Consider the following 22,288-nt stretch of genomic DNA (forward strand, 5'->3'; position numbering starts at 1 on the left):
ACCGACGCGCTAGCTCATCTACGGCCAGATAATCCACAACTTGTACTTGCTTGGGCATTGCACAGTCCTAATTGCAATCCCTCTAATTATGCTCCTCCAAGCGGACTTTATATAACTATAGTTTTCCGAAGCAGCTCAGGAGTTCTCGTTAGCGCTTAACAAGTTCTCATTAACCATAAAGTAGTTCTCCCGAATAGTTTATGAGTTCTGTCTAAGTGTTGGTTAGTTCACTGAAACATCTCAATAGTTCTTAGTAAGGCTTAACCAAAGATCTATCCACATTAATACGTAGGCTATAGGAGTAGCCAAAACAGTCGAGAGTAATTTTTCTTCCTCAAGATATTAAGCGTAGAATTACAAAACTCTTTATTTCGACCCAATATTCTCCACACCTCAGCCGATGTGGTCAACCTGGGCTACATCATCAACGTCATCGAGGACACCACCGAGCGGTGCGAAGCCTTACAGCGTATTTCAGGTGAAAACCACCGTGTCCTTTCGGCGTTATGTCTCCGCTTTCGCGGTAGCGGCGCAGCAAGTCTCGTACAGAGGTTCACCTTGAAGCGCTGGGCCAGTTCACGTTGCGAGCCTTCATGGGCTTGGTAGGCAGTCAGAATACGTTGGCGCAAATCAGACGAGTAGGGGGCAGGCATACAGGGATGGCACAGTCTTACCTATTCTTACCATGGCTTACTCAAACGGAAAACGCTGTAATTCAGCAACGCCTAGCTTAGTGAAAGTAGAATAAGTAACTTTTCCGGAATTACTAGTATCAACTAAAACCTATTGAGGCTATGGTCTACATCACCGCAGTACGCTTTGTGGCCAACTGCACTGCATTATTTGCTACATTTTATCCTTTTGCAATTTTTAATAGATTCAGCATTAAAAAGAGATTTCAGGCTCAGTTGCTCACTAAAAACACGCAGATTCATAAAGTAAAGGTAAAGTATGTGACAGCCTCCCGGTACAGCAGTGTATCGATTGAATCACTCATGTCTTCCTCAGAAATACGTAGGTATGTGTAAAGACCTGGTAAACTATGTGGCAACCACCTGTAGTAAATCTTGCACACTCTGCTAAAAACGAGGTGTCAGAATCAGGTCACATACCTGAAGCCTGTTGCCCTTTTCCTGGAAAGCAGTCCTAGCCATTAACCCAGCAAAGTTAATAGAAAGAGCATTTTTCTATGAGAAATGTTTCTAGAGTTACGTGGTTTGCATTAGCTAGTGGTAGATAGCACCAGTAACTTTTGTTAGTGAGGCCTTAAACCGCTAGCTGGTACAAGTGCTGATTTCTAGAAGCATGTTCGAAAGCACGGTAAAGAGAGCGCCTTTTGCGTTTCTAATTTCCTGCGTGAATTGGATTTAAGAAAATCGCTCGATCTGATCAAGCGTTACTTTGAACGCTAGTTTTTGCTGCCAATTAATGCATTCATGCATTCCTTAAAATGCATGCGCCTTGAATCAAAACTAATGCAAATCCAAGGCACCTTGGGTTAGCTCATACTGCCCCCTTTTCTCTATAGGAGAACAGCAAAATGGAAGAGAATTTGTTCACGTTTCAACTGTTTACCCCCGGTAGCGATATTGCCATCGGCTTTAGACCGAGTCAGATAATTTGGGGTCGCACTGGCAATGATGTGCTGCTCGGTTATCAGCCTACTACGCCAAATCCAAACCCACTGCAGGTAGATGTCCTGTTAGGCGATCTAGCGATCGAAGATCCAACCTTTCGGCAATGGCAAGATAACTTTATCTTAGGAGACTGGGTTCGCCCGTACTATACTGGCGGGTCATCAGGTGACGGCTCAACAAGTCTGGCATTAGTTGCAGACTTTACGCCAGATCTCGATGTCATTGAGCTATACGGCACGGCTGATGACTACGAACTGCTCGATATTGGGCTAGGAACATTTATCTTATTCTCAGAAGCAACTGAGCTAGATCCAATCGGGTTTTTGCTTGGGGCGACTGACCTGAGTTTAACTGAGAGCTACTTTCAATTTAAGGGTATTGCCCCACCTTCAGGGCCGGTTCTGCCACAGATTCAGCAGTTCGGCTCAACGGAGTATGATATTCCGCTGAGTATCAGTACCGATCCCACAGGCAATATCTATGTGGCTGGGGGAACCAACGGTTCTTTAGCGGAGGAGAACGCCGGACTACGCGATAATTTTATTGTTAAGTACGATAGCGATGGCAATGTGCTATTTACTCAGCAGTTTGGCACCTCTGATTTCGAAACTATTTACGGCATCGATACCGATAACCAGGGTAACTTCTATGTTACAGGAACGACCGCTGGTGACTTGGCTGAGCCTAAACAGGCTGAGGAACTAGATACCTTTGTTGCCAAATATGACAGTAACGGTAACCAGACCTGGATTCGTCAAGTCGGACAAAATGTAGTCTTTAATGCTTTTAACCTGGCCGTAGATAAAGAAACTGGCGACGTTTTTATCTCCGGTGCCGATCTTAAAACTGATCCAGTTTCTTTTTTAGAAGACGATACGTTTGTCATCAAATTTGATACAGACGGTAACCAGCAGTGGCTTACCGAAACAGGCGTATCGGGGTTCTTGAGCTTTGATGAAAGCTATGGCCTCACTGTGGCCCAAGATGGCAGCGTCTACGCCACCGGCTGGACCTCTGGGGATCTTGGGGGACCCAATGCTGGGCTTTACGATAACTGGCTGGCAAAGTACGACAACGCTACTGGCGCAACCGAGTGGATTGTGCAGTATGGCACCCCTGATTATGAATGGTCATGGGATGTGCGTACCGATAGTGTTGGCAATGTCTACACTACAGGCTGGACGCTCGGTGATCTAGGGGGGACTAATGCCGGGTCTTTTGACGCTTACCTGGCCAAGTTTGATGACCAGGGCAATCTGCTGTGGACAGAGCAGTTTGGTACTTCAGATGATGATCAGGCCTACAGCTTATACATCGATAAAAACGACAATATTTTCATCGGCGGGTATACCGATGGTAGCTTGGGCGGCTCCAATGCTGGCTCCTTTGATGCCTGGATAGCGAAATATGACCAAAGCGGCAACCAAAGCTGGATTACTCAATTTGGCACTTCTAATCGCGATGAACTCTATGGTCTCGTGGCCGACGACCTGGGCAACCTCTATGCCACGGGTGTCACTCAGGGATCTCTAGGTGCCCTAAACAATGGCTCCTTTGACGGGTGGACGGCCAAACTAGACGCTGCATCTGGAACACTTTTAACTTTTGATGGTTCAGAAGCCACCGAACCCGTACCTCTCGATGGCAGCGGTGGCCAGAATACATTCACCGTGGCTTCAAGCAGCGCCATTCAAGACTTTGGTGGAGTTGGTCGAGGACACATTCCAGAGGCAAATCGGGTGGATGAAATTGATACCCTTCGATTTGAGGGCGAAGGCTTAACGGCCAAAAATCTCTTGCTCACCCAGGAGGGTAAAGACCTGCGACTAAGTTTCAAGGGAGTTGAAGGTCCGGAGGTAATTCTTCAAAACTTTGCCCTTGAAAATCTGGACAATTTGCCTGGCGGCGCGGGCAATATCCTCTTTAATGGCGACAAAAAAATTAAGGACAGTTTTGATATTTTCAATGCAGACTCTACTCAAGACCGTATTTTCAACCGGAATACGGTCACGTTCCTCAACTATTTAGACATTGCGGTGCGGGGCTTTGACCACTCTGACGACATTATTAATGCTCAAGGTGGTAACAAAACCATAATGGGACTGAGCGGCGACGATACTCTACGCGGTGCCGTGGGTGACGACATCCTCGACGGCGGCTTGGGTAGCGATCTGCTCACGGGTGGCGGTGGCAGCAATACCTTCCGCTTTGGCTCTGATCTGTTGGCTAGCTGCGGAGGAGACATTGACATCATTACTGACTTTACGGCAGCGGATAGCTTTGACTTTGGCGGCTTCTTAGGCGCGGGGGGGCAGCTTTCTGTACAGCTTCAAACGAGTAGCCTGATGGTCAACCTTAACAATGGTGATGCGGTGATGGTGCAGGGTGATTTTAATGCGGCGTTTAATCAACTGTCGCCTTTGGCTATGGCCTAATGCCCGGTTGAGCGATCGCGTGTGTTGAGCTGACTACTTTTGAGCCAGAGTGGTAACTGTGGCTAACCCGACTGAGTGCGTTTTCTTTTCTCTGCTGATGGTAAGGCTAGACCTAGGGCTTAACTAAAGTCAGTGCAGATGTGATCGTAGAGATCATGGCCACCACCAAAGGAAAAAATCGGTAGGGAAACACAGGCTTGACTGGCTACGCTGCCACTTGTCATGCCACTCTGTGCCCAAAAATAGTCAGTTCCATCGACCTGGGTCATACCCTGCACCGGTTGAGTACCGTTCATGGGCTCCTGCTCTCGAATAAACACAAACGTGTCGTCTGGAACATAAGCATTTGTCCAGGTCGCATCGTAGGATTCAGAGTAGAGCTTTTGAACAATGACCTCGCGGGGTTGCCAGTTATCTTGCCAGCGAAAGACGGTCTTGCTAACTTCCCCAACGACAACTGCATCTTCCGGGAAGGGGTTTAGGAGGGGATCAGGCTGACCATAGGTTGACCCTAGATAGGAGCCAGTTTCCATCGTGGCTGGCTCTATTTCTGCTGTATTTACTTCAGAATTTGAGGTGTCATTCAAAGCGTCGCTGACGCTGTCGTTGAAGGTTTCGATTAATAACGTGCTGAGAGTATTCAAATCAACGGTTATGGGTATCATGGCTAATGTATTAAGTTTCTACAAAGAAAGAAAGTTCGCCCTCGGCAACGAGATCGCCGCTGACGTGGGCCTTGGCCTGCACTTTGGCAAAGCGCTGCCGCTTGAGGCAGAGGAGTTCAACGGTTAGGGTCAGCTGATCGCCCGGAATTACCTGACGACGAAACCGAGCTTTATTGATTCCGGCAAAGAGCATCAGATGATGGTCAGCGTCGAAATTTTGCATCAGCATGATGCCACCGACCTGGGCCATAGCTTCTATAATCAACACCCCCGGCATGATTGGTCTACCTGGAAAATGGCCTTGGAAGTGAGGTTCATTGGCCGTGACATTTTTAAGGCCCGTGGCTCGTTCGCCCGGTACGCAGTCGATAATTTTATCAATCAACAGAAAAGGGTAGCGGTGAGGCAGAATCTGCTGAATATCGGTGAGGGATAGAACGGATTGCTTAGGGCTGAGGGTAACGGAATCGAGCGGTTCCACATCCGTTTTTAGGGCTGGAGAAGTGGCTAATTTGCGATCGAGGAGTGAAGTCATAGCAGTTGGTTTAATAGGAAGTTCTGCTGTGTAGACCTGGAGATTTTGCGGTTCTTTAACATCTAGTGATCTAGGTAATCTCTAGATGTCAAAAGAAATAAGTGCTGATTAGCCCACTCGTGACGGCAGCGAATTTGGCGTAGAAACCAATACCTGATCGGCTGAGTTTGGTCTCAATAATTGCTGGTAGTATTCATGTAGATTTTGACAGCCGTGCTCGACAGAATAGTGGCTGGCATCTTGTAAGGCCTGTTGAATTAGCGCGGTGTTGTCGCGGTTTAGGGCTAACTCCAGGCGATCGCCTAGTTCTACGGTGTCGTTGGGGGTAACCAGGTAAGCATTCTTCTGGTCGATTAAATATTCTGCCACGGCACCACTTCTGACTGTGACTACAGGCACCCCAGAGGCCATCGCTTCTACCACGGTTAGCCCAAAGGTTTCGTAGGGAGACGGGCTGCAAAATAGATCGCAGGAGGCTAAGACATTGGCCTTGGTTTCTCCCATTAAAAAACCGGTGAAATGAATGTCAGCAACAGGTTCTGCAACTTTTTTCAGGCTTGCGACAACATCAGCTGGGCCATCGCCAACAATCAGCAATGAGCAGTTAGAGCGTCGTCGTTTGAGTTGGGCAAAAGCCTCAATCAGTAAATCTACCCGTTTTTCAAAGCCTAGCCTACCCAAAAACACAATGGTTTTGTGGTCTTGGGCTTGGGGAGTAAGCCAGGGTTCTAACCATTTTCGGTTGCGTCGCTCGGGGTTGTAAGTCGAAATATCGGTACCAAAAAATGGAATGATATGAGTGTTTTTAATGCCCATTTCTTGACAGCTTTGGCTGGCAGCTTTGCTAGGGCAAATGGTGGCATCGAGCTGGTGATATAAATGGCTCAATAATTTAAGCTGACGCACCACCGATCGCAGCCACTGCCAGCCGGGATAGGTGCTAGAGAAGTTGTAGACATCGGTATGATATTCGGCCAGGTAGGGCACCTGGTTGTCTCGGGCATAGCGGCGACCGGGAAGCTGCCAGGCACTGAGGAGAAAATAGCGCTCTACATCGGTCATGACGATTAGATCGGGCTGGTAGCGCTCAATTTGCTGGCTAATGGCGCGGGCGGCCTGCACCGTGGGTACGTAGGTGAGCTTGTAGGGAATCCAGGGTTGGGACGGGTAGCGCTCGATGATCAGGTTTTCGCTAACGGGGGCGGTTTCGGTGCCGTTTTGCCAGTCGGGGGCAAAGACAATAACTCGATAGCCTTGCTCGGCAAACCATTGTGCCCTGGCCCAGTTGAAGTGAGCTGAACCGCTGACCTCGGGTGGAAAGGCGGTGACTAGAAAGGCCAAGGTTTTGAGGGAGGCTGTCATTGTATTGAGTCCTTAGTGGGGGCGTTGGGAAAATGGGCGGAATTGAAATGTTTAGATTGAAATTGTGCTAGTGGGATGGTGGGCGGTGCCCACCCTACGGTAGAGATTTAGGTTACGGCGGCGACTTTAGGGGCTTGGAGAAAGCCGCTGCGGAGGAAGTAGTCGAAGTAGGTGGCTAGGAGTTGGGCATCGAGGGGTGGGCAGACAATATCGCTGCCCGCAAGGGCGGCCAGGGTAGCTTCGCAGTCGATCAGGGGCCGATAGCCCTGCTCGTTTAGCTCGATGTAGGTAAGGTGGTTAGACCACTGATGGCGAAAGAACGGCAGGAGCGGATAGAGAGGGTTGTCGCGTTCGTGGCTGAGCTGCTCTTGCCAGGCTTCGTAGGAAACCCGCTGGATGGGATAGCCCAAGGCACCGATGAAATCGGTCAGCTCATGCCAGTGCAGCAGATGAGGATTTTGCAGGTGGAAAGCCTTGCCTAGGGACGATTTTTGCTGGGATAGGTAGACCATGGCTCGACTGTTGTAATCTACCGGCGACAGATCGAGCAGCAGGTTTAGATCGGACATGATGCTGCCCATCTGGATGCAGCCTTTGATCATGCGGCAGAGGAAGCCGGTAGTATTCCAGGTGCCGGTCTGGCTGTGGCCAGAGACCAAGGGCGGGCGATAAATGGTGACGGGTAGCCCCCGCTGACCAGCAATTTGCACCAGCTTTTCTGATACCCACTTGCTCTGGGAGTAGCCGAGGTAGATATCCTCGTGGCGATCGATGGGGTCGGCTTCGGTGACACGCTGGTTGTAGTAGGCAGACGACTCTAACGCCGCCACGCTAGAAACGTGGTGCACGGGTTTGATTTTGGTGTGGCAGGCTAGCCGCAGCACTTCTTGGGTGCCCAAGACGTTGATGGGCTTGAATTTGGCGTAGGGGTAGACGTAGTTGAGCATGGCCCCGTTGTGATAAATCACGTCGATGCGCTCGGCGAGTTGCTCGAACTGGGGTGGGGCTATGCCCAGCTGGGGTTGAGCCAGATCGCCCAAAATTGGCACAATGCGATCGCTGTAGGCGGCTTGCCACAGCCCGTAGGTTTTCAGGTTTTGCTGGAGCCGGAAGGTAGCGGCATCGATATCGGTGGCCCGGACCAGGCAGAAAATATTGGCCTGGGTCTGATCTAGGAGTTCCTGGAGTAGAAAGGCTCCCAAAAAGCCGGTGGCCCCAGTCAGAAAAATGGCTGTGGGTTTGTCAACGGCAGCGGCGGCTTGAGCCGGATGGATGGCCTCGTCTAGCACCGCTTCTTGGCCGAGATCTAGGGTATCTCGGCTGACCTGAACGCTGGGGCTACCTGGGGTCATCTGTTCGGTGATCAGCGCCACCAGGGTCTCTAGGCTGGGGTCTTCCATTAGGGCGCGAATGGGTAGCTCGACCTGTAGCTCGGCGCGAATCAGAGTGGTGAGTTCGACGGCCATGAGGGAGTCTAGCCCTAGATCATGGAGCGATCGCTCTGGATTGATATCTGCCTCGGCCAGCCCCAACACCTGGGCAGCTTTGCCACGCAAATAGTCCATTAGTAAGGTTTGACGCTGGGCCAAACTAACCGCCTGCAAGCGCTGGAGCAGCTGGCGGTCGGGGGCGGCCTCGTTAGCATGGCTGGTAGTGGGGCACAGAGCAGCGAGCAAGGGCGGGGCTTGCCCGACCGGCCACTGCCCCATGAACACCGACCAGTCGAAGGGCAGCACGCCTAGCTGGGCCTGGCTCTGCCTGAGGGCCAACGTGAGGACCTGTAGGCCTGGTTCAGTTGCGATCGCCTGGATGCCCTGAGCCTTTAACCGGGCTTGGTGGCGGTTGTCTAAGCTGGCGGCCATGCCTGAGTCTTGCCAGGCTCCCCAGTTAAGGCTAAGGGCCGGAAGGCCTAAACTGTGGCGGTAGTGGGCCAGCCCATCCATAAAAGCATTGGCCGTGGCGTAGTTGCCTTGCCCCGGTGACCCCAGCAGCGCCGCGGCCGAGGAAAACAGCACAAAGAAGTCGAGTGGCTGCTCTTGGGTGAGGTGATGCAGGTTCCAGCTGCCCTGCACCTTGGCCGCCATGACGCGGGTGAAGCGCTCCCAGGTTTGCTGGAGCAAAATGCCGTCATCGAGCACCCCAGCAGCGTGAATGACCCCCCGCAGCGGCGGCAGGTCGGCCTGAATGGTGGCCATTACCCGCTCAACATCGGCCTCGCTAGCAACGTCGGCCTGAATTTCGAGGACTCGGACTCCGGCCCGCTCTAGCTGGCCTAGGGTAACCCGAGCGCTTTCAGAGGCGGCTCGGCGACCGGTGAGCACTAGGTGGCGGGCTCCCTGTTCGACCAGCCACAGGGCTACCTGCAGACCCAGCGCCCCCAAGCCGCCGGTAATCAGGTAGGTGGCATTGGCTCGCACGGACACAGTTCGATCTGTGGGTAATTCTGGAGATGACTCTGGAGGTAATTCTGAAGGCAATTCTGACAGTGCCGCAGGGCCGAGCCGAGCCACGTAGCGCTGCCCCTGGCGAAAGGCCAGATGATCTTCCTGCTCTGGGGACTGGATTTCAGTCAGTAATAGGTGAGTGACTTGGGGTTCGGCGACTTGGGCAGGGATATCGACAGTGGGAGAGCTCACTGGGGGCAGGTCAATCAGACCACCCCACAGATCGCGGTGCTCTAGGGCGATAACGCGCCCCAGCCCCCAAACGGCTGATTGCGCCACGGTGGGCGGCCCATCCACCCGATCGTCGGGAACAACCGCGCCCTGGGTGACCAGCCACAGCCGGGGCAGGGACGATCGCTGCGCTTCAGCTCCCTTAGCCAGGGCCTGGACCAGGTGTAGCACGCTGGCAATGCCAACGGTTTGGGCCTGCTCCAGGGCTTCGAGGGTGAGGTGAGCGGGGGCAGCAGCGTCTGCATTCCACAGGTGAATGATGCCCTGCAGGGGGCGATCGCAGCGGGTCGCAACCTCTGACAAAAGGCGATCGCAGTCGGCCCGACAGGTAGGGTCAATTCGCCAAATGCCATCCTGTTGGCGCTCAAAACCATGGCCGGGATAGACCAAAAGGCTGGTGTGGCCCTGGGCCTGAAGCTGCTCAGCTAGGGCGGCTCCAGTGCCCGCTGCGTCGGCAAAAATTAGCCAACTAGCGGGTGGGTGGGCTCCGCTAGTCTCTGAATGCTGGCGCTGACGGGGCTGGACCTGCCACTGAATGTCGTACAACCAGTCGTGAAGGTTAACTGGCAGCGGATCGGTTGGTGCAGAAGCGGGCGATCGCCCCTGCACCTGACTTTGAGCCACCAGCTCTAGCAGCTTGGGCAGCAGTTTTAGCTCATCTACCGACAGCTCACCCATCGCGGTAATACTAGCGACGAGTTGCTCCATCGCTGCCGGGTCGGTGGGCAAAGTGGGGGATGCCTCCGAGTTTGTTTCGGGCAGATCGACCCAGTAGCGCTGGCGCTGAAAGGGATAGGTGGGCAGTGCCAGCCGGTGCCGCCGCTCGCCCTGGTCAAACCCGGCCCAGTCGACGACAACGCCGCGCCCGTAGAGAGTGGCCAGGGCCTGGAGCATCGTCTGCCAGTTGGCCTGTTTGGGGTGCAGGCTGGGCAGCCAAACCCCGCTGTCGTCGGGCCAACAGTGGCGACCCATGCCCAGCAAAATCGGTTTGGGGCCAATTTCTACCAGCAGCTCGTAGCCTGCCTGGTGCAGCGCCGCCATGCCGGGAGCAAACTGCACCGGCTGACGAATGTGGCGGCACCAGTAGTCTGGGGTAGCGATCGCATCACTCACCACCTCCCCAGTCAAATTAGAAATCAGCTTTATGTGAGGGACTGCGTACTGAATGTCGGCGGCGACCTGCTCAAACTCCGCCAGCATGGGCTCCATCAGCGGCGAGTGAAAGGCGTGGGAGACTGGTAGCGCTTTAGTCTTGAGCCCCGCCTGGTGCAGTGTCTCAACCACGGCGGCAACGGCAGTTTGTTCGCCCGAAATTACTGTGCTCTGGGGGCCGTTAATAGCCGCGATCGCCACCTGCTCGGTGTAGGGCTGAAGGGCAATCTGCACCTCGTCCTGACCGGCAAACACCGCCACCATCGCCCCATCGGGCGGCAGTGCCTGCATCAGTCTGGCCCGCGCGGCAATCAGCTTGAGGCCATCTTCGAGGCTAAACACCCCCGCCACGCAGGCCGCCACGTATTCGCCAACGCTGTGACCCATCACCAGGCTGGGCTCGATGCCCCACGACTGCCAGAGTTGCACCAGGGCATACTCTAGGGCAAACAGGGCTGGCTGGGTGTAGGCGGTCTGGTCTATCAGCACGCTGGTTTTAGAAGACGCCGATTTGGGATAGAGCACCGACAGCAGCGGCTGCTCTAGGTGGGGGCGAAGAATGCGATCGCAGCGCTCTAGCGCTTGGCGAAACACCGGCTGAGTCTCGTACAGCTCTCGGCCCATCTCTACATACTGCGACCCCTGCCCGGTGAATAAAAAGGCCACCTTGGGCCGCCTGCGGCTGGTAATCGTGCCAGCTACCCAGCCCTCGGGCGAGTCGCCCTGTACAAAGCCTTTTAGCCGCGCCTGCATTTGAGCGACCGACTCAGCCACCACCGCCAGGCGATGGTCAAAGTGCGATCGCCCCGTGTTGGCGGTAAAACACACATCGGCCAAGTTCACCTCGGGCTGAACGGCAAAGAAGTCTTGGTAAGCCGCAGCCAAATCGTGCAGCGCTGGCTCAGTTTTGGCGGACAGGGTGAGCACATGCAGCGGTCGAGCGCTTCGGGTAGGCATGGGCATGGGGACATGGGGATAGCTGACGCCCTGCTCAGATGCCTGTTCAGACTCGTGCAGGTTAAATTCGGGATGGGCCTCTTCCATCACCACATGGCAGTTGGTGCCGCCAAAGCCAAAGGCGCTGATGCCCGCCAGTCGCCGCCCCGCCACCGTCCAAGGCTGCCGCTCGGTAGGAATAGCAAAGGTGGTGCCCGCCAGCGCAATGTAGGGATTCACCTGCTGAAAATGCAGGTGGGGTGGTATTTCCTGATGTTGTAGGGCCAGCACTACTTTAATGATGCTGGCAATGCCGGAGGCCGCTTCTAAATGGCCAATGTTGGTCTTCACCGAACCGATCCAGCAGGGGGAATCGGGTGGGCGGTTCGGCATCAAGACCGCCTTCAGCGATTTGAACTCAATCGGGTCGCCCAGCGAGGTACCCGTGCCGTGGGCCTCCACGTAGCTAATTTGATCGGGAGTGACGCCCGCATCGTTCAGTGCCAGGCGAATTACTGCCTGCTGCGACGGGCCGTTGGGGGCAGTCAAGCCATTGCTCTGGCCATCCTGATTAATTGCCGTGCCGCGAATTACGCCCTGAATGCGATCGCCCTCTTTCAACGCATTGCTCAGCCGCTTCAGCACCACTACACCGCAGCCTTCCCCCCGTACGTAGCCGTCGGCGCGGGCGTCAAAGGTTTTGCAACGGCCATCCGCCGCCATCATCCGAGCGTGAGAATAGGTAATGAATGGCTCGGGCGACAGCATCAGGCTGGCACCGCCCACCAGGCAGAGGTTGGTCTCACCGCTCTGCAAACTGCGGCAGGCAAAATGCACTGCCACCAGCGACGACGAGCAGGCCGTCTCCACCACCACACTAGGCCCGCGCAAATTTAGCGTGTAAGAGAGACGGTTGGCTGCAATCGACAGGGTGTTGCCTGTGCCGTCGTAGGCGCTGACCTGGCTAATGTCTTTGGCCAGCAGGCGGCAGTAGTCGTAGTTGCCAATGCCCATAAACACCCCGGACTGGCTGCCGCTGAGCGAGTCGGGGGCGATGCCAGCATTTTCGATCGCCTCCCAAGCCACCTCTAGTACCAGCCGCTGCTGTGGGTCCATGCGCTCCACTTCGCGTGGAGAAATGCCAAAAAACGACGCATCAAACCCATCCACCTGATCGAGAAACCCACCCCAGCGGGTGCTCATTTTGCCGGGCTTGCCGGGCTCTGGGTCGTAGTACTGATCAATATCCCAGCGCTGGGGAGGAACTTCTGCGATCGCATCGCCCCCCTCACATAGCAGCTGCCAAAACGCCTCCGGATTTTCTGCCCCTGGAAAGCGGCATCCAATACCAACAATTGCGATCGGTTCCACGGCCAAACCTCTCATTTAAAAATATCTGTGCCAACTATTAATTTGATTCTTAGTTTGTAGGTTGGGTAGCGCGTCAGCAGAACCCAACAAGGCTTGCAACTAGGGTTCGCGGTTCACGGTTTCAGGTTTAAGGCAAGCCGTAAACCTGAAACCGTGAACCGTATACCCCCTTTAGTCCCTAAGCCACCGATCGCGCAAACTCCCCAAAGGCGCGGGTATTGTCTGCCATGGCCCGCTCCACCGACTGCCCTGCCGCCATTACCCGTGCCTCCCGGTTCACCGGCCAGAGGTAGTCCATCGGCTCAAAATGGCGGCGCAAATCGCTCAGCAGGCGCTGGTGGTGCTTGAGATTGAGGTGAAAACCCTCGTGCTCCTGGCACAGGCATCGCTCTAGCCAAATCAAGGCATCTTGATCCGAGAAGCCGAAGATTGGCGACTGCAACAGCCGATAAAACGACAATATAAATGCGTCATCATTGCGAAAGATCGCCGGAATGCCGCCCGAAAGACCTCGCAGCCCCACCACCTGGGCACGGTAAATGGTGAGATTGGCCACAAATTTTTCGTAGGCTGTAGGTTTGGCAAAATCTTTGTACAGATCTTGGGCAATCAGCTGCGAGGTGGTGGTGTGAAACGCCTCATCCATCAAATGGTTATAGGAAACCGCCGTGGGCGCTGGAATAAACGACTCGTTTTTTTCTAGCTCTCGGTAGTACTGAACATAACCGTACTCAAAGTTTTTCAGCAGCATGTTCGCCATGAAACGGGTGGCGTAAAACACGCAGGCAATAAACGGCGAACTGCCACAGTTAAGGGTAAAGAATTGCAGCAGCGATCGCGGCGCAATTTGCCCCAGCAAACCCGTTGTCTGGGCCGGAATTGGCTCTCCCTTTTGATCGATCGCATGAAGATAGCCCGAGTAAAACTGGGCCTGCTCCTTCAGAAAGATTCGGTGAGTCGCAAAGCGAAACGCAGAATCTTGCAGCCCGGCTCCCTGAAAGGCGGCCAGGGGCGAGCTTTGCCAATCAAAGACAAACGATTGGTTTCGAGACCCCGATGCGGTTGCCTTAGTTTTCTCATTCTGGCTCGATGGAGTGGGTCGCTGACCCGACTTACCGCGAAGGGCCTTACCCTGAATCGAGGCATTAAATCCGTTTTGGCCCAGCAGCGCTTTCTTGGTCTTGTAGCCCATGCTGTGAAAGGCGTGAATGTGGTGCCGTTCCTGGGCCGTTTCGAGATCTAATTCTTCGCATAGGGTGTCATACCCGCCTATGGCTGAGAAAACCCCAGCTGTGACCTGGTTGTAAAGCACTGCATTGGCTTCGGTAGCCGCCGTTTGGTTGTACTGAGTGGCCCAATAGAGATGGTTAAGAGCTTTGCGTTGGGTTTCAGAGGCCTCGTCGTAAAGCGGTGTGCCATAGAGCAGCGAAAGTTCAGGCTCACTCCACCAATGGTCGCGATTGCTCTCATAGTCAAAGGCTTTATCCAACGCCTCCATCTTTTCGGTGTAATCAGACTCAACATTGCGTCTGTAGTTAATTTCAGTGATCTTGATATGCTTCTTCTCTGCCAGCGCTTCTATAGGATCTTGCGAAGTAGAGGCCGGTGAATTAGAGCGCAAATCTGAAGCCGGGTCTAAATCAGACTGCATAGAATTCGACGCTGGATTTAGCGAACTAGTTCGATTCGCAATGGCAGATTTCACGGTGTTGAGCATGATACAGTCCTTCGGTGATGACGACCGGAAACTAAAGACAGCCTAGACCTGAGATTTAATTAGAGGTGTGTGGTCACTTATGCAGTCACTTCAAACTCTTTAGCTAGGTGGTGAGCAAAAGACTCAACGGTGGGATAGTCATATAAAAGAGTGGGGTCAAGCGGTTGACCTAGCCAATCCTCTAGGTCCCCTGTCATGCCTACGGCGACGGCAGAGTCTAACCCATAGCCATCAAAGGGCACAGTGACATCTATTTCATCTGCATCAATCTCAAGCAAGTCAGCCAAATAATCGACAATCCACGCTTGAATGTCGGCTTTAGAAGGTAGGTCTTCATGCCCCTTCTTGTCTGAAATAGCTTCGGCTGTCATGATCTTCTCCATAAGTATTTCAACTTGAGACAACTCTTGGCGGATGCCAAAAATTGCCGAGAAAGGTCTCTCAAACCTCAAGGTGCAGCTGTGGGCAGTGGTAGAATACTTTGCGCAATACTCTGCACTTAACCCGTTGCAGCGGGCAGGACGAGTATATTAAGCGACACAGTAAGTCAGCTCATATCAACCATTAGTCACTCTATGGAAACTATAGAGCGCATAAAAATTAGTAGGTGGAACCAACTTGAGATAGCTGTGGATGATCGATAGCTTGATTGGGAAACCTCGCTTGAGACGGCTCTTGGCCTCTTTGAGATAAAGGCTAGAAATCCGCAAGGAGATTTCCTTGGCAGCTTATATCAAAGGTAGACAAGCCCGCAATGAAGAATATTTCGATCGACTGAACTTTTTTTGTTTAAGGCATATTCAGCAGAACTCACAGGCTGAAATTGACGGATGAAGGGACTTATTGCCGCCTAGCTAAAACGCAGTTTCCAGCTCTCCTGCGTTGAATCTACTGGCACTGCCTAATCGAGACGAATCCCCCCCCCCATGGATTTTTCAGTACCCTTGAGTGGCGTACCTTAAAATCCTAAAACTCCTTCTAGGTATAGGCTTGAGCGCTCGGCGACAGCAAACTCTCGATCGCATTTAGCGATCGCCCTACGGTGTTTCTCCGAGGTGCTTTTCCCTAGCACCACTTTGTTTATTTCTGTTACTCGTATTTCATAAACGAGGCAGTATATTTTCCTCTATCTTTCGATAGAGGAGCAAATTTAGATGAGTGCTGTAGATTCCATTCTAGATACTTGCTTAGGCAGAAAAACCCAATTGGTTAAACATGAAGGTTGTATGAAGCGTAGCAATGGAAACGTAAAATGCCCTGAATTGATGTTATTTCTTCAAACAGAATCGCTGAACTCGAGCCACTCATAATTTTTCCTAAAGGAAAAGAAAATGATGGCCAATCACCCTTTGCTCTCAGTCCAGTTTTAAGTTCCAGCTGGCCTGTAGATCTCTAAATTTGTCTACACAACCTAGGGACTCAGAAGCTCATCCCTTAACCCACTTAACCAGGGGCTAAACCTATGCTTCTACCATCAAACAATAATCAGATACCTACCCCCTAAAGCCGGCACAAACAAGCTGGCACTAAATCTATTGAATCCATTGAATAACCCAACTGTTAATGGGCTGCGTTGCCCAGGGGTTTGATCGTATCGAGCTAGACAAACTGCACTAACTACATCTATCAGGGAGAACCCTATGACGGCTTGCTTCACTCGCTCCATTACTCCTGAGCAAAACCCTGAGCAAAATCGGGATCAAACAGCTCTAACGCTGATCGATCTACTTTTAGAGAGGGCCTCTCACCAGCCTAATCGCCTGGCTTACACCTTCCTGCAAGACGGCGAAACTGAGACCGGGCGGTTCACCTATCACGCTTTAGACCAGCAGGCCCGTGCGATCGCAGCCAAACTACAAAGCCTAAATATGGCTGGTTCCCGCGCCCTGCTGATTTATCCACCCGGTCTAGACTTTATCGCTGCCTTCTTTGGCTGCTTATATGCTGGTGTGATTGCCGTGCCGGCTTATCCGCCCCGACGCAACCAAACCATGTCTCGGTTGCAGGCTATTTTAAGATCGTCCCAGGCCACTCTGGCCCTAACGACGGCAACCCTGGGGGCATCCATTAGAGAGCGCTTTGCCGAAGAAACAGACCTGACCCACCTGCAATGGTTAGCCACCGATACCATCGACAATCAGCTGGCCCCCTTCTGGCAACCGCCGCTGATCAGTCCCGATTCCCTGGCATTTCTTCAATATACCTCCGGTTCCACCGGCGCCCCCAAAGGGGTAATGATCAGCCACCGCAACGTCATTCACAACTCTGCCCTCATTCATCAGTGTTTAGGCGATACCCCCGAGAGTCTCGGGGTCAGCTGGTTGCCGCCGTATCACGACATGGGATTAATTGGCGGTATCCTACAGCCGCTGTATGTGGGTGCGCCCATGATTTTGATGCCGCCGATGGCGTTTTTGCAAAAGCCGATTCGTTGGTTGCAAGCCATTTCTAAGTTTCAGGCTACGACCAGCGGTGGCCCCAACTTTGCCTTTGACCTATGTATGCGCAAAGTTAAGCCAGAGCAGCTCGCAACCTTAGATTTAAGCCGTTGGCAAGTCGCGTTTACAGGAGCTGAGCCTATCCGTGCCCACACCCTAGAGCAATTTGCCAATACCTTTGCACCCTGTGGCTTTCGTAAAACGGCCCTACACCCCTGCTATGGTATGGCCGAAACAACGCTCATTGTGTCTGGCGGCACCCAGGGCACGGCACCCACTCTACACCCGGTCAATGCGGCGGCCTTAGAAAACAACCGCATTCAAGTAGAGCCAGAGAAGGCTGAAACTCGCACCCTAGTGGGGTGTGGTCAAAGTCTACAGGGTCTACAGGTCGTGATTGTTGATCCTGAAACCTTAACACCTTGCCCTGCCAACCAGGTTGGTGAGGTGTGGGTGGCAGGCCAAAGCGTCGCTCAGGGCTATTGGGATCAACCTGCCCAGACAGCAGAAATATTTCAGGCTCATCTATCGGATACAGGTGAAGGCCCATTTCTGCGAACCGGAGATCTAGGGTTTTTGCTGGACGGTGAACTATTTATTACCGGGCGCATCAAAGACCTAATGATTATCCGAGGGCAAAATCACTACCCTCAAGATATTGAAATGACGGTAGAGAATAGCCACTCGGCACTTCGGCCAGCCGCCGGGGCCGCGTTTACGATAGACGTTAAAGATAAAGAACAGTTAGTCATCGTGCAAGAGATCGAACGCAGTTATCTTCGCAAGCTAGATGTGCAGGAGGTGGTGACAAACATTCGCCAAGCGGTTGCCTCACAGCATGGCCTACAAGTTTATGCTATGTCACTGGTCAAAACAGGGAGCATTCCTAAAACATCTAGCGGTAAAATTCAGCGCCATGCCTGCCGATCGCAATTTCTCAATGGCACCCTAAGCGTAATCGAAGACTGGAGCGAAAACCCCCAAAACAAAGCCAAGTTTCTAAACCTTAAAGCTGAAGTAGAAACCCTGCTTCAAGAATTAGGCTGCAAAAACTAGGTGAGTTGTTTTACTCATTTGTAAATGCATCATTCCCCTGTATGACGCACCGAGACCAACTTTATCAGCATGTTTTATAAGATTGCTTTATTACCTAAAAACGAGCAAAAAAGTTTGAGTTTAACAAGCTGACAGATTGGTTGATGCCAGTAGGCGGTGAGCCGTTCTCATAATATAAATAGGGGTGCACATGAAAGAACAGAAGCTCAAAAAAATTCTTGTTATTGAAGAAGAGGCTCCAGTTCGCGATCAATTCCTGAGCGGGCTAAGAACTGAAGGGTTTAATGCTATCGGTGCGTCAAATGGCCGAACTGGGCTGCAGTACGCCCAGGATCACTTGCCAGATCTAATTACCTGTAATATTTCTCTAGCCGAATTGGATGGCTTTGCTGTGCTAGGAAATCTGCGCAAAAATTCTGCTACTGCTATTATTCCCTTGGTCTTTGTTTCGGTTAAAATGACTCGATCGGATTTACACAAAGCGATGGAGTTAGGGGCTAGTGGTTATCTAATTAAACCTTGCACCGTTAAAGAGTTGTTAGGCACGGTTGCAGCTCAGCTAGAGCGGCAGGCGCTTTTGCACCAGCACTATACGACTCCAGTCAAACCGCTAACAGAGCGCCATCCAGTCCCTACGGCTGTAGGCTTACCGGTGCTGTCTCCATCTGCTGAGACCTACGAATCACCCCTACGGGAAACGTTTCACTTTATTACCGAAAATTATCACCAGCCGATCGCTCTCAGCGATGTGGCTCAAGCCGTTGGGTATTCACCCGCCTATCTAACCCATTTGATGGGCCGCCAAACCGGACAGACGGTGCAGCAGTGGATTATTAAACATCGGATGGCCGCCGCCTGTTCTCTATTGCTAGAAACCGATCAACCTGTGGAGCAAATTGCCGTTCAGGTGGGCTATCGCCATCCCGTTCATTTTTTTCGTCAGTTCCGTCGTCTGTATGGAACCACTCCTCAAGTTTGGAGAAATGAGCGCCACTAAAATGGTCTATCGATATCCCTGATATCAACTTTGATAGTGCACTGAAAGTCTTGAAATTTTGTAGGGTGGGCACTGCTCACCAACCTTATGCCAGCGCTATTCAGCTGTCGATGGCACCCTGTTGTAAAGATTGGAGTTTGTAGTGAAACCAAATTATGTTTCCAGTGACAAACCAATCTTAAAGCCGTCTGCCCGATGGCTTGTCTTTGGGGCTCTGGCAGCGGCTCTGGCGGTGAGCGGGGTAACGTGGCAGTATGTTTCCCGCTTTCGCCAGAGCGGGGGGGCGGTAACTGATGCGGCAGCTAGTTCGGTGGCAAGAACGGGAGTATCTGCCCTCGGCCATTTGCAGCCTGAAGGCGAGGTCATTAACCTATCGCCGCCTCTGCTGCCTAACGGCACGGGCAGTCGTGTAGAGCACATAGTTGTAGAGGAAGGGGAATGGGTGGAGGCGGGAGAAACTGTCGCTATTTTGGATAGCTATGAGAGTTTTCAGGCGGCGGTAAAGCAGGCCGAGCAGCGGGTTGAGGTGGCTCGGGCTAGTTTGGCTCAGGTGCAAGCCGGAGCCAAGATCGGCGAACTAGAGGCCCAAAGCGCAACCATTACCCAGCTTCAGGCCGATCGCCAGGGACAGCTCAATGCCCAAGACCAGCGTTTAGCCCGGCTCAAAGCAGAACTGACCAATGCCCAAACGGAGCATGCCCGCTACCAAAACCTGTTTCAAGCCGGTGCGATCGCCGCCTCGGAGTTAGACAGTAAACAACTCACCTTGACGGCGGCCCAAGAACAGTGGCAAGAAGCCCAGGTGCAGCGCCATCGGCTTGAGACCACGTTTCAAGAGCAGATCAAGGGGGCTGAGGCCACCCTAAATCAAATTGCCGAGGTTCGACCGACCGATGTACAGGCGGCCCAGGCCGAACTGCAAAGTGCGATCGCAGATGTTGAGAAAGCCAAAGCCGACCTCAACCTAACCACCATTCGGGCCCCAACCGCTGGCCAAATTCTCAAGATCCACGCTCGTCCAGGAGAAGTAGTGGGCCCACAAGGAATCGCTGCCCTGGGCCAGACCCAGCAGATGATGGTACTGGCCGAGGTCTATGAGCTGGATGTGAGCTACGTGCAGGTGGGGCAAACGGCCACTATTACAGCAGATGCCCTGCCCGGCACCTTGCAGGGTGAAGTCGCGCAGGTGGGATTTCAAATAAATTCGCAAAACGTGCTCAGCACTGACCCCGTTGCCGATGTCGATCAAAGAGTGGTTGAGGTCAAAATTCGTTTAGGCCCCGCCGACAGTCAGCGGGTTGCCGCTTTAACCAATCTGCAGGTAAACGTCGTGATCGCCACCCGCTCTGCTTTGAATTAGCACCCCGATACAGCGTTTCTTGATCATGCGATTTAACATTCCCCTGGCCTGGCTACAGCTAAGCCGAGAAAAAAGCCGTTTCATGATTGCACTGGCGGGAATTGCCTTTGCCGTAATCTTGATGTTCATGCAGCTCGGCTTTCAGTCGGCACTGTACGATAGCGCGGCCCGGTTTCATCAAAGCCTGCGGGGAGACCTGATTTTAATTAGCGCTCGCTCTAAGTCGTTGGGTTATATGATGCCGTTTTCTCGGCGGCGGCTCTATCAAGTTTTAGGAGTGCGGGGTGTTGAGTCAGTTAGCCCAGTGTACGTTGGCTTTGGCGACTGGAAAAACCCTGAGAACGGCACGTTTCGTACCATCTATGTTTACGGCTTTGATACCGCTCAGCCCACCACCCAGCTGCCGGAGGTCAACCAGGGGTTCGAGCGAGTTAGGCTAGAGCAAAATATTTTGTTTGATCGAGCCTCTCGCTTAGAGTATGGCTCAATTGCCAAAACCTTTGAGCAGAGTAAACCCGTTTCTACCGAGCTTAATGGCAAAACGGTTAAAGTAGTGGGTTTGTTTACCCTGGGGCCATCCTTTGGGGCTGACGGCAATATTATTACCAGCACGGCCAACTTTCTGCAGCTGTTTCCTAATCGTAGACTGAGTGAGGTAACGATCGGGCTAATTCAGTTACAGCCGGGCGAATCTGTTGCCGCAGCCCAGACAAAAATTGCGGCTATTCTAGCCAACGACATTAGGGTTTTAACCCATGCCGAGTTTATTGAATTTGAGAAAACCTACTGGAAAACGAGTACCGCCATTGGCTTTATTTTTACCTTAGGCGTCAGTATGGGATTCATTGTCGGCACTGTGATTGTCTATCAAATTCTCTATACCGATGTGTCTTCGCACTTAGCAGAATATGCCACCCTAAAGGCTATGGGCTATAAAAACAGCTATCTGCTCAATGTTGTTTTTCAAGAAGCGATTATTTTGGCAGTTCTAGGGTATATTCCGGGGTTTTTGCTATCTGTTTTATTATACGAGTTAACGCAAGAGGCCACTTTTTTGCCGCTGGCTATGGGCTTTAGTCGAGCCTTTTTTGTGCTGGTGCTGTCGCTATTGATGTGCGTGGTTTCAGGTGCGATCGCCATACGCCGTCTGCGCCAGGCCGACCCAGCCGAAATATTTTGAGTTGTTCCACCCATTACTAGCTATGCTGTCATCTTCGCTAGTTTCTATTCGCTATCTCAATCACTACTTTGGCCAGGGCGCGCTACGCCGTCAGGTATTGGCTGACATTAATGTAGATATTCAAGTGGGTGAAATTGTGATTTTATCTGGCCCATCAGGGTCTGGAAAAACCACGCTACTGACCTTAATTGGAGGCCTGCGGTCAGCTCAAGAGGGTAGCTTAACCGTTTTAGGCCAAGACCTCAGGGGGGCCACCGAAGACCAGCGGGTAGATATACGACGGCAGATTGGCTACATCTTTCAGGCCCACAATTTGCTGCAATCGCTAACTGCTATCCAAAATGTGCAAATGTCAATTCAGCTGCACGGGGTGTCTTCTCCCCAAGCGGCCCATCTCAAGGCAGCAGCGGCGCTTAAAGCCGTCGGGTTAGAGCAACACGGCCATGCGTTCCCCCATAATTTATCGGGCGGGCAAAAACAGCGGGTGGCTGTGGCACGGGCCGTTGTTTGCCACCCCAGACTGCTGCTCGCCGATGAACCCACCGCTGCTCTAGACCGCAAATCGGGCCGAGATGTGGTTAACCTGATGCAGCAATTGGTTAAAGACCAGGGCTGTGCAGTGCTGATGGTGACCCACGATCACCGAATTCTAGATATTGCCGATCGCATTATCTACATGGAAGATGGCCGCTTAGTTAAACCATCTAGCGCTAACAGCACGGCTAATCCAGCCTTTACCGCCGCCTTGCCCCCAACCTTGCCCCAGCGTTAA

12 protein-coding genes are annotated in these 22,288 nt (G+C 52.6%); 6 read left to right on the forward strand and 6 right to left on the reverse strand.

Translation table 11 applies throughout. The annotated features are described in order from the left end of the window. The first annotated feature begins 1,540 nt into the window (after window positions 1-1,540). Entirely contained in the window at window positions 1,541-4,072 is a 2,532-nt protein-coding gene (locus tag H6F57_RS13690) for an SBBP repeat-containing protein (protein ID WP_190625257.1), read from the forward strand. 119 nt (window positions 4,073-4,191) lie between these two features. On the opposite strand, the gene H6F57_RS13695 is transcribed toward H6F57_RS13690, so the two are convergent. From H6F57_RS13695 to H6F57_RS13720, 6 genes are all read right to left on the reverse strand, one after another. Further along, window positions 4,192-4,737 (reverse strand): hypothetical protein, encoded by a 546-nt coding sequence (locus H6F57_RS13695; protein ID WP_190625258.1) that lies wholly within the window; start codon window positions 4,735-4,737, stop codon window positions 4,192-4,194. Between the two features lie 10 nt (window positions 4,738-4,747). Next, window positions 4,748-5,272, reverse strand: a complete 525-nt coding sequence (gene fabZ / locus H6F57_RS13700) for a 3-hydroxyacyl-ACP dehydratase FabZ (RefSeq protein ID WP_190625259.1) — start codon at window positions 5,270-5,272, stop codon at window positions 4,748-4,750. Window positions 5,273-5,380: 108 nt separating this feature from the next. Further along, a complete protein-coding gene (locus tag H6F57_RS13705) occupies window positions 5,381-6,634 on the reverse strand; it encodes a glycosyltransferase (RefSeq protein ID WP_190625260.1) in 1,254 nt (417 codons plus the stop codon). Window positions 6,635-6,741: 107 nt separating this feature from the next. After that, the gene (locus H6F57_RS13710) at window positions 6,742-12,768 is read right to left on the reverse strand and encodes a type I polyketide synthase (RefSeq protein WP_199294755.1); all 6,027 of its coding nucleotides are present in this window, start codon (window positions 12,766-12,768) and stop codon (window positions 6,742-6,744) included. A 178-nt stretch (window positions 12,769-12,946) separates the two neighbouring features. Then, entirely contained in the window at window positions 12,947-14,419 is a 1,473-nt protein-coding gene (locus H6F57_RS13715) for a hypothetical protein (RefSeq protein WP_199289536.1), read from the reverse strand. A gap of 143 nt (window positions 14,420-14,562) precedes the next feature. Next, on the reverse strand, window positions 14,563-14,856 hold the full coding sequence (locus H6F57_RS13720) for an acyl carrier protein (RefSeq protein ID WP_190625278.1): 294 nt from the start codon (window positions 14,854-14,856) through the stop codon (window positions 14,563-14,565). A gap of 1,269 nt (window positions 14,857-16,125) precedes the next feature. Between H6F57_RS13720 and H6F57_RS13725 the strand changes: the two genes are divergently transcribed. The 5 genes from H6F57_RS13725 to H6F57_RS13745 all read left to right on the forward strand — a co-directional run bounded on the left by H6F57_RS13725 (window position 16,126) and on the right by H6F57_RS13745 (window position 22,288). Further along, entirely contained in the window at window positions 16,126-17,979 is a 1,854-nt protein-coding gene (locus H6F57_RS13725; protein ID WP_190625262.1) for a fatty acyl-AMP ligase, read from the forward strand. A gap of 190 nt (window positions 17,980-18,169) precedes the next feature. Then, a complete protein-coding gene (locus tag H6F57_RS13730) occupies window positions 18,170-18,976 on the forward strand; it encodes a DNA-binding response regulator (protein WP_190625263.1) in 807 nt (268 codons plus the stop codon). A 142-nt stretch (window positions 18,977-19,118) separates the two neighbouring features. Then, window positions 19,119-20,336: an efflux RND transporter periplasmic adaptor subunit gene (locus tag H6F57_RS13735; RefSeq protein ID WP_190625264.1), complete on the forward strand. Its 1,218-nt coding sequence runs from the start codon at window positions 19,119-19,121 to the stop codon at window positions 20,334-20,336. A 25-nt stretch (window positions 20,337-20,361) separates the two neighbouring features. After that, window positions 20,362-21,516 carry an ABC transporter permease DevC gene (devC, locus tag H6F57_RS13740; protein WP_190625265.1) on the forward strand — a complete coding sequence of 385 codons (1,155 nt, stop codon included), beginning with the start codon at window positions 20,362-20,364 and terminating at the stop codon, window positions 21,514-21,516. 22 nt (window positions 21,517-21,538) lie between these two features. Further along, window positions 21,539-22,288: a DevA family ABC transporter ATP-binding protein gene (locus H6F57_RS13745; protein ID WP_190625266.1), complete on the forward strand. Its 750-nt coding sequence runs from the start codon at window positions 21,539-21,541 to the stop codon at window positions 22,286-22,288.

Origin of the sequence: Leptolyngbya sp. FACHB-60 (genome assembly GCF_014695775.1) — a bacterium.
Taxonomy (GTDB): Bacteria; Cyanobacteriota; Cyanobacteriia; order Phormidesmidales; family Phormidesmidaceae; genus Nodosilinea.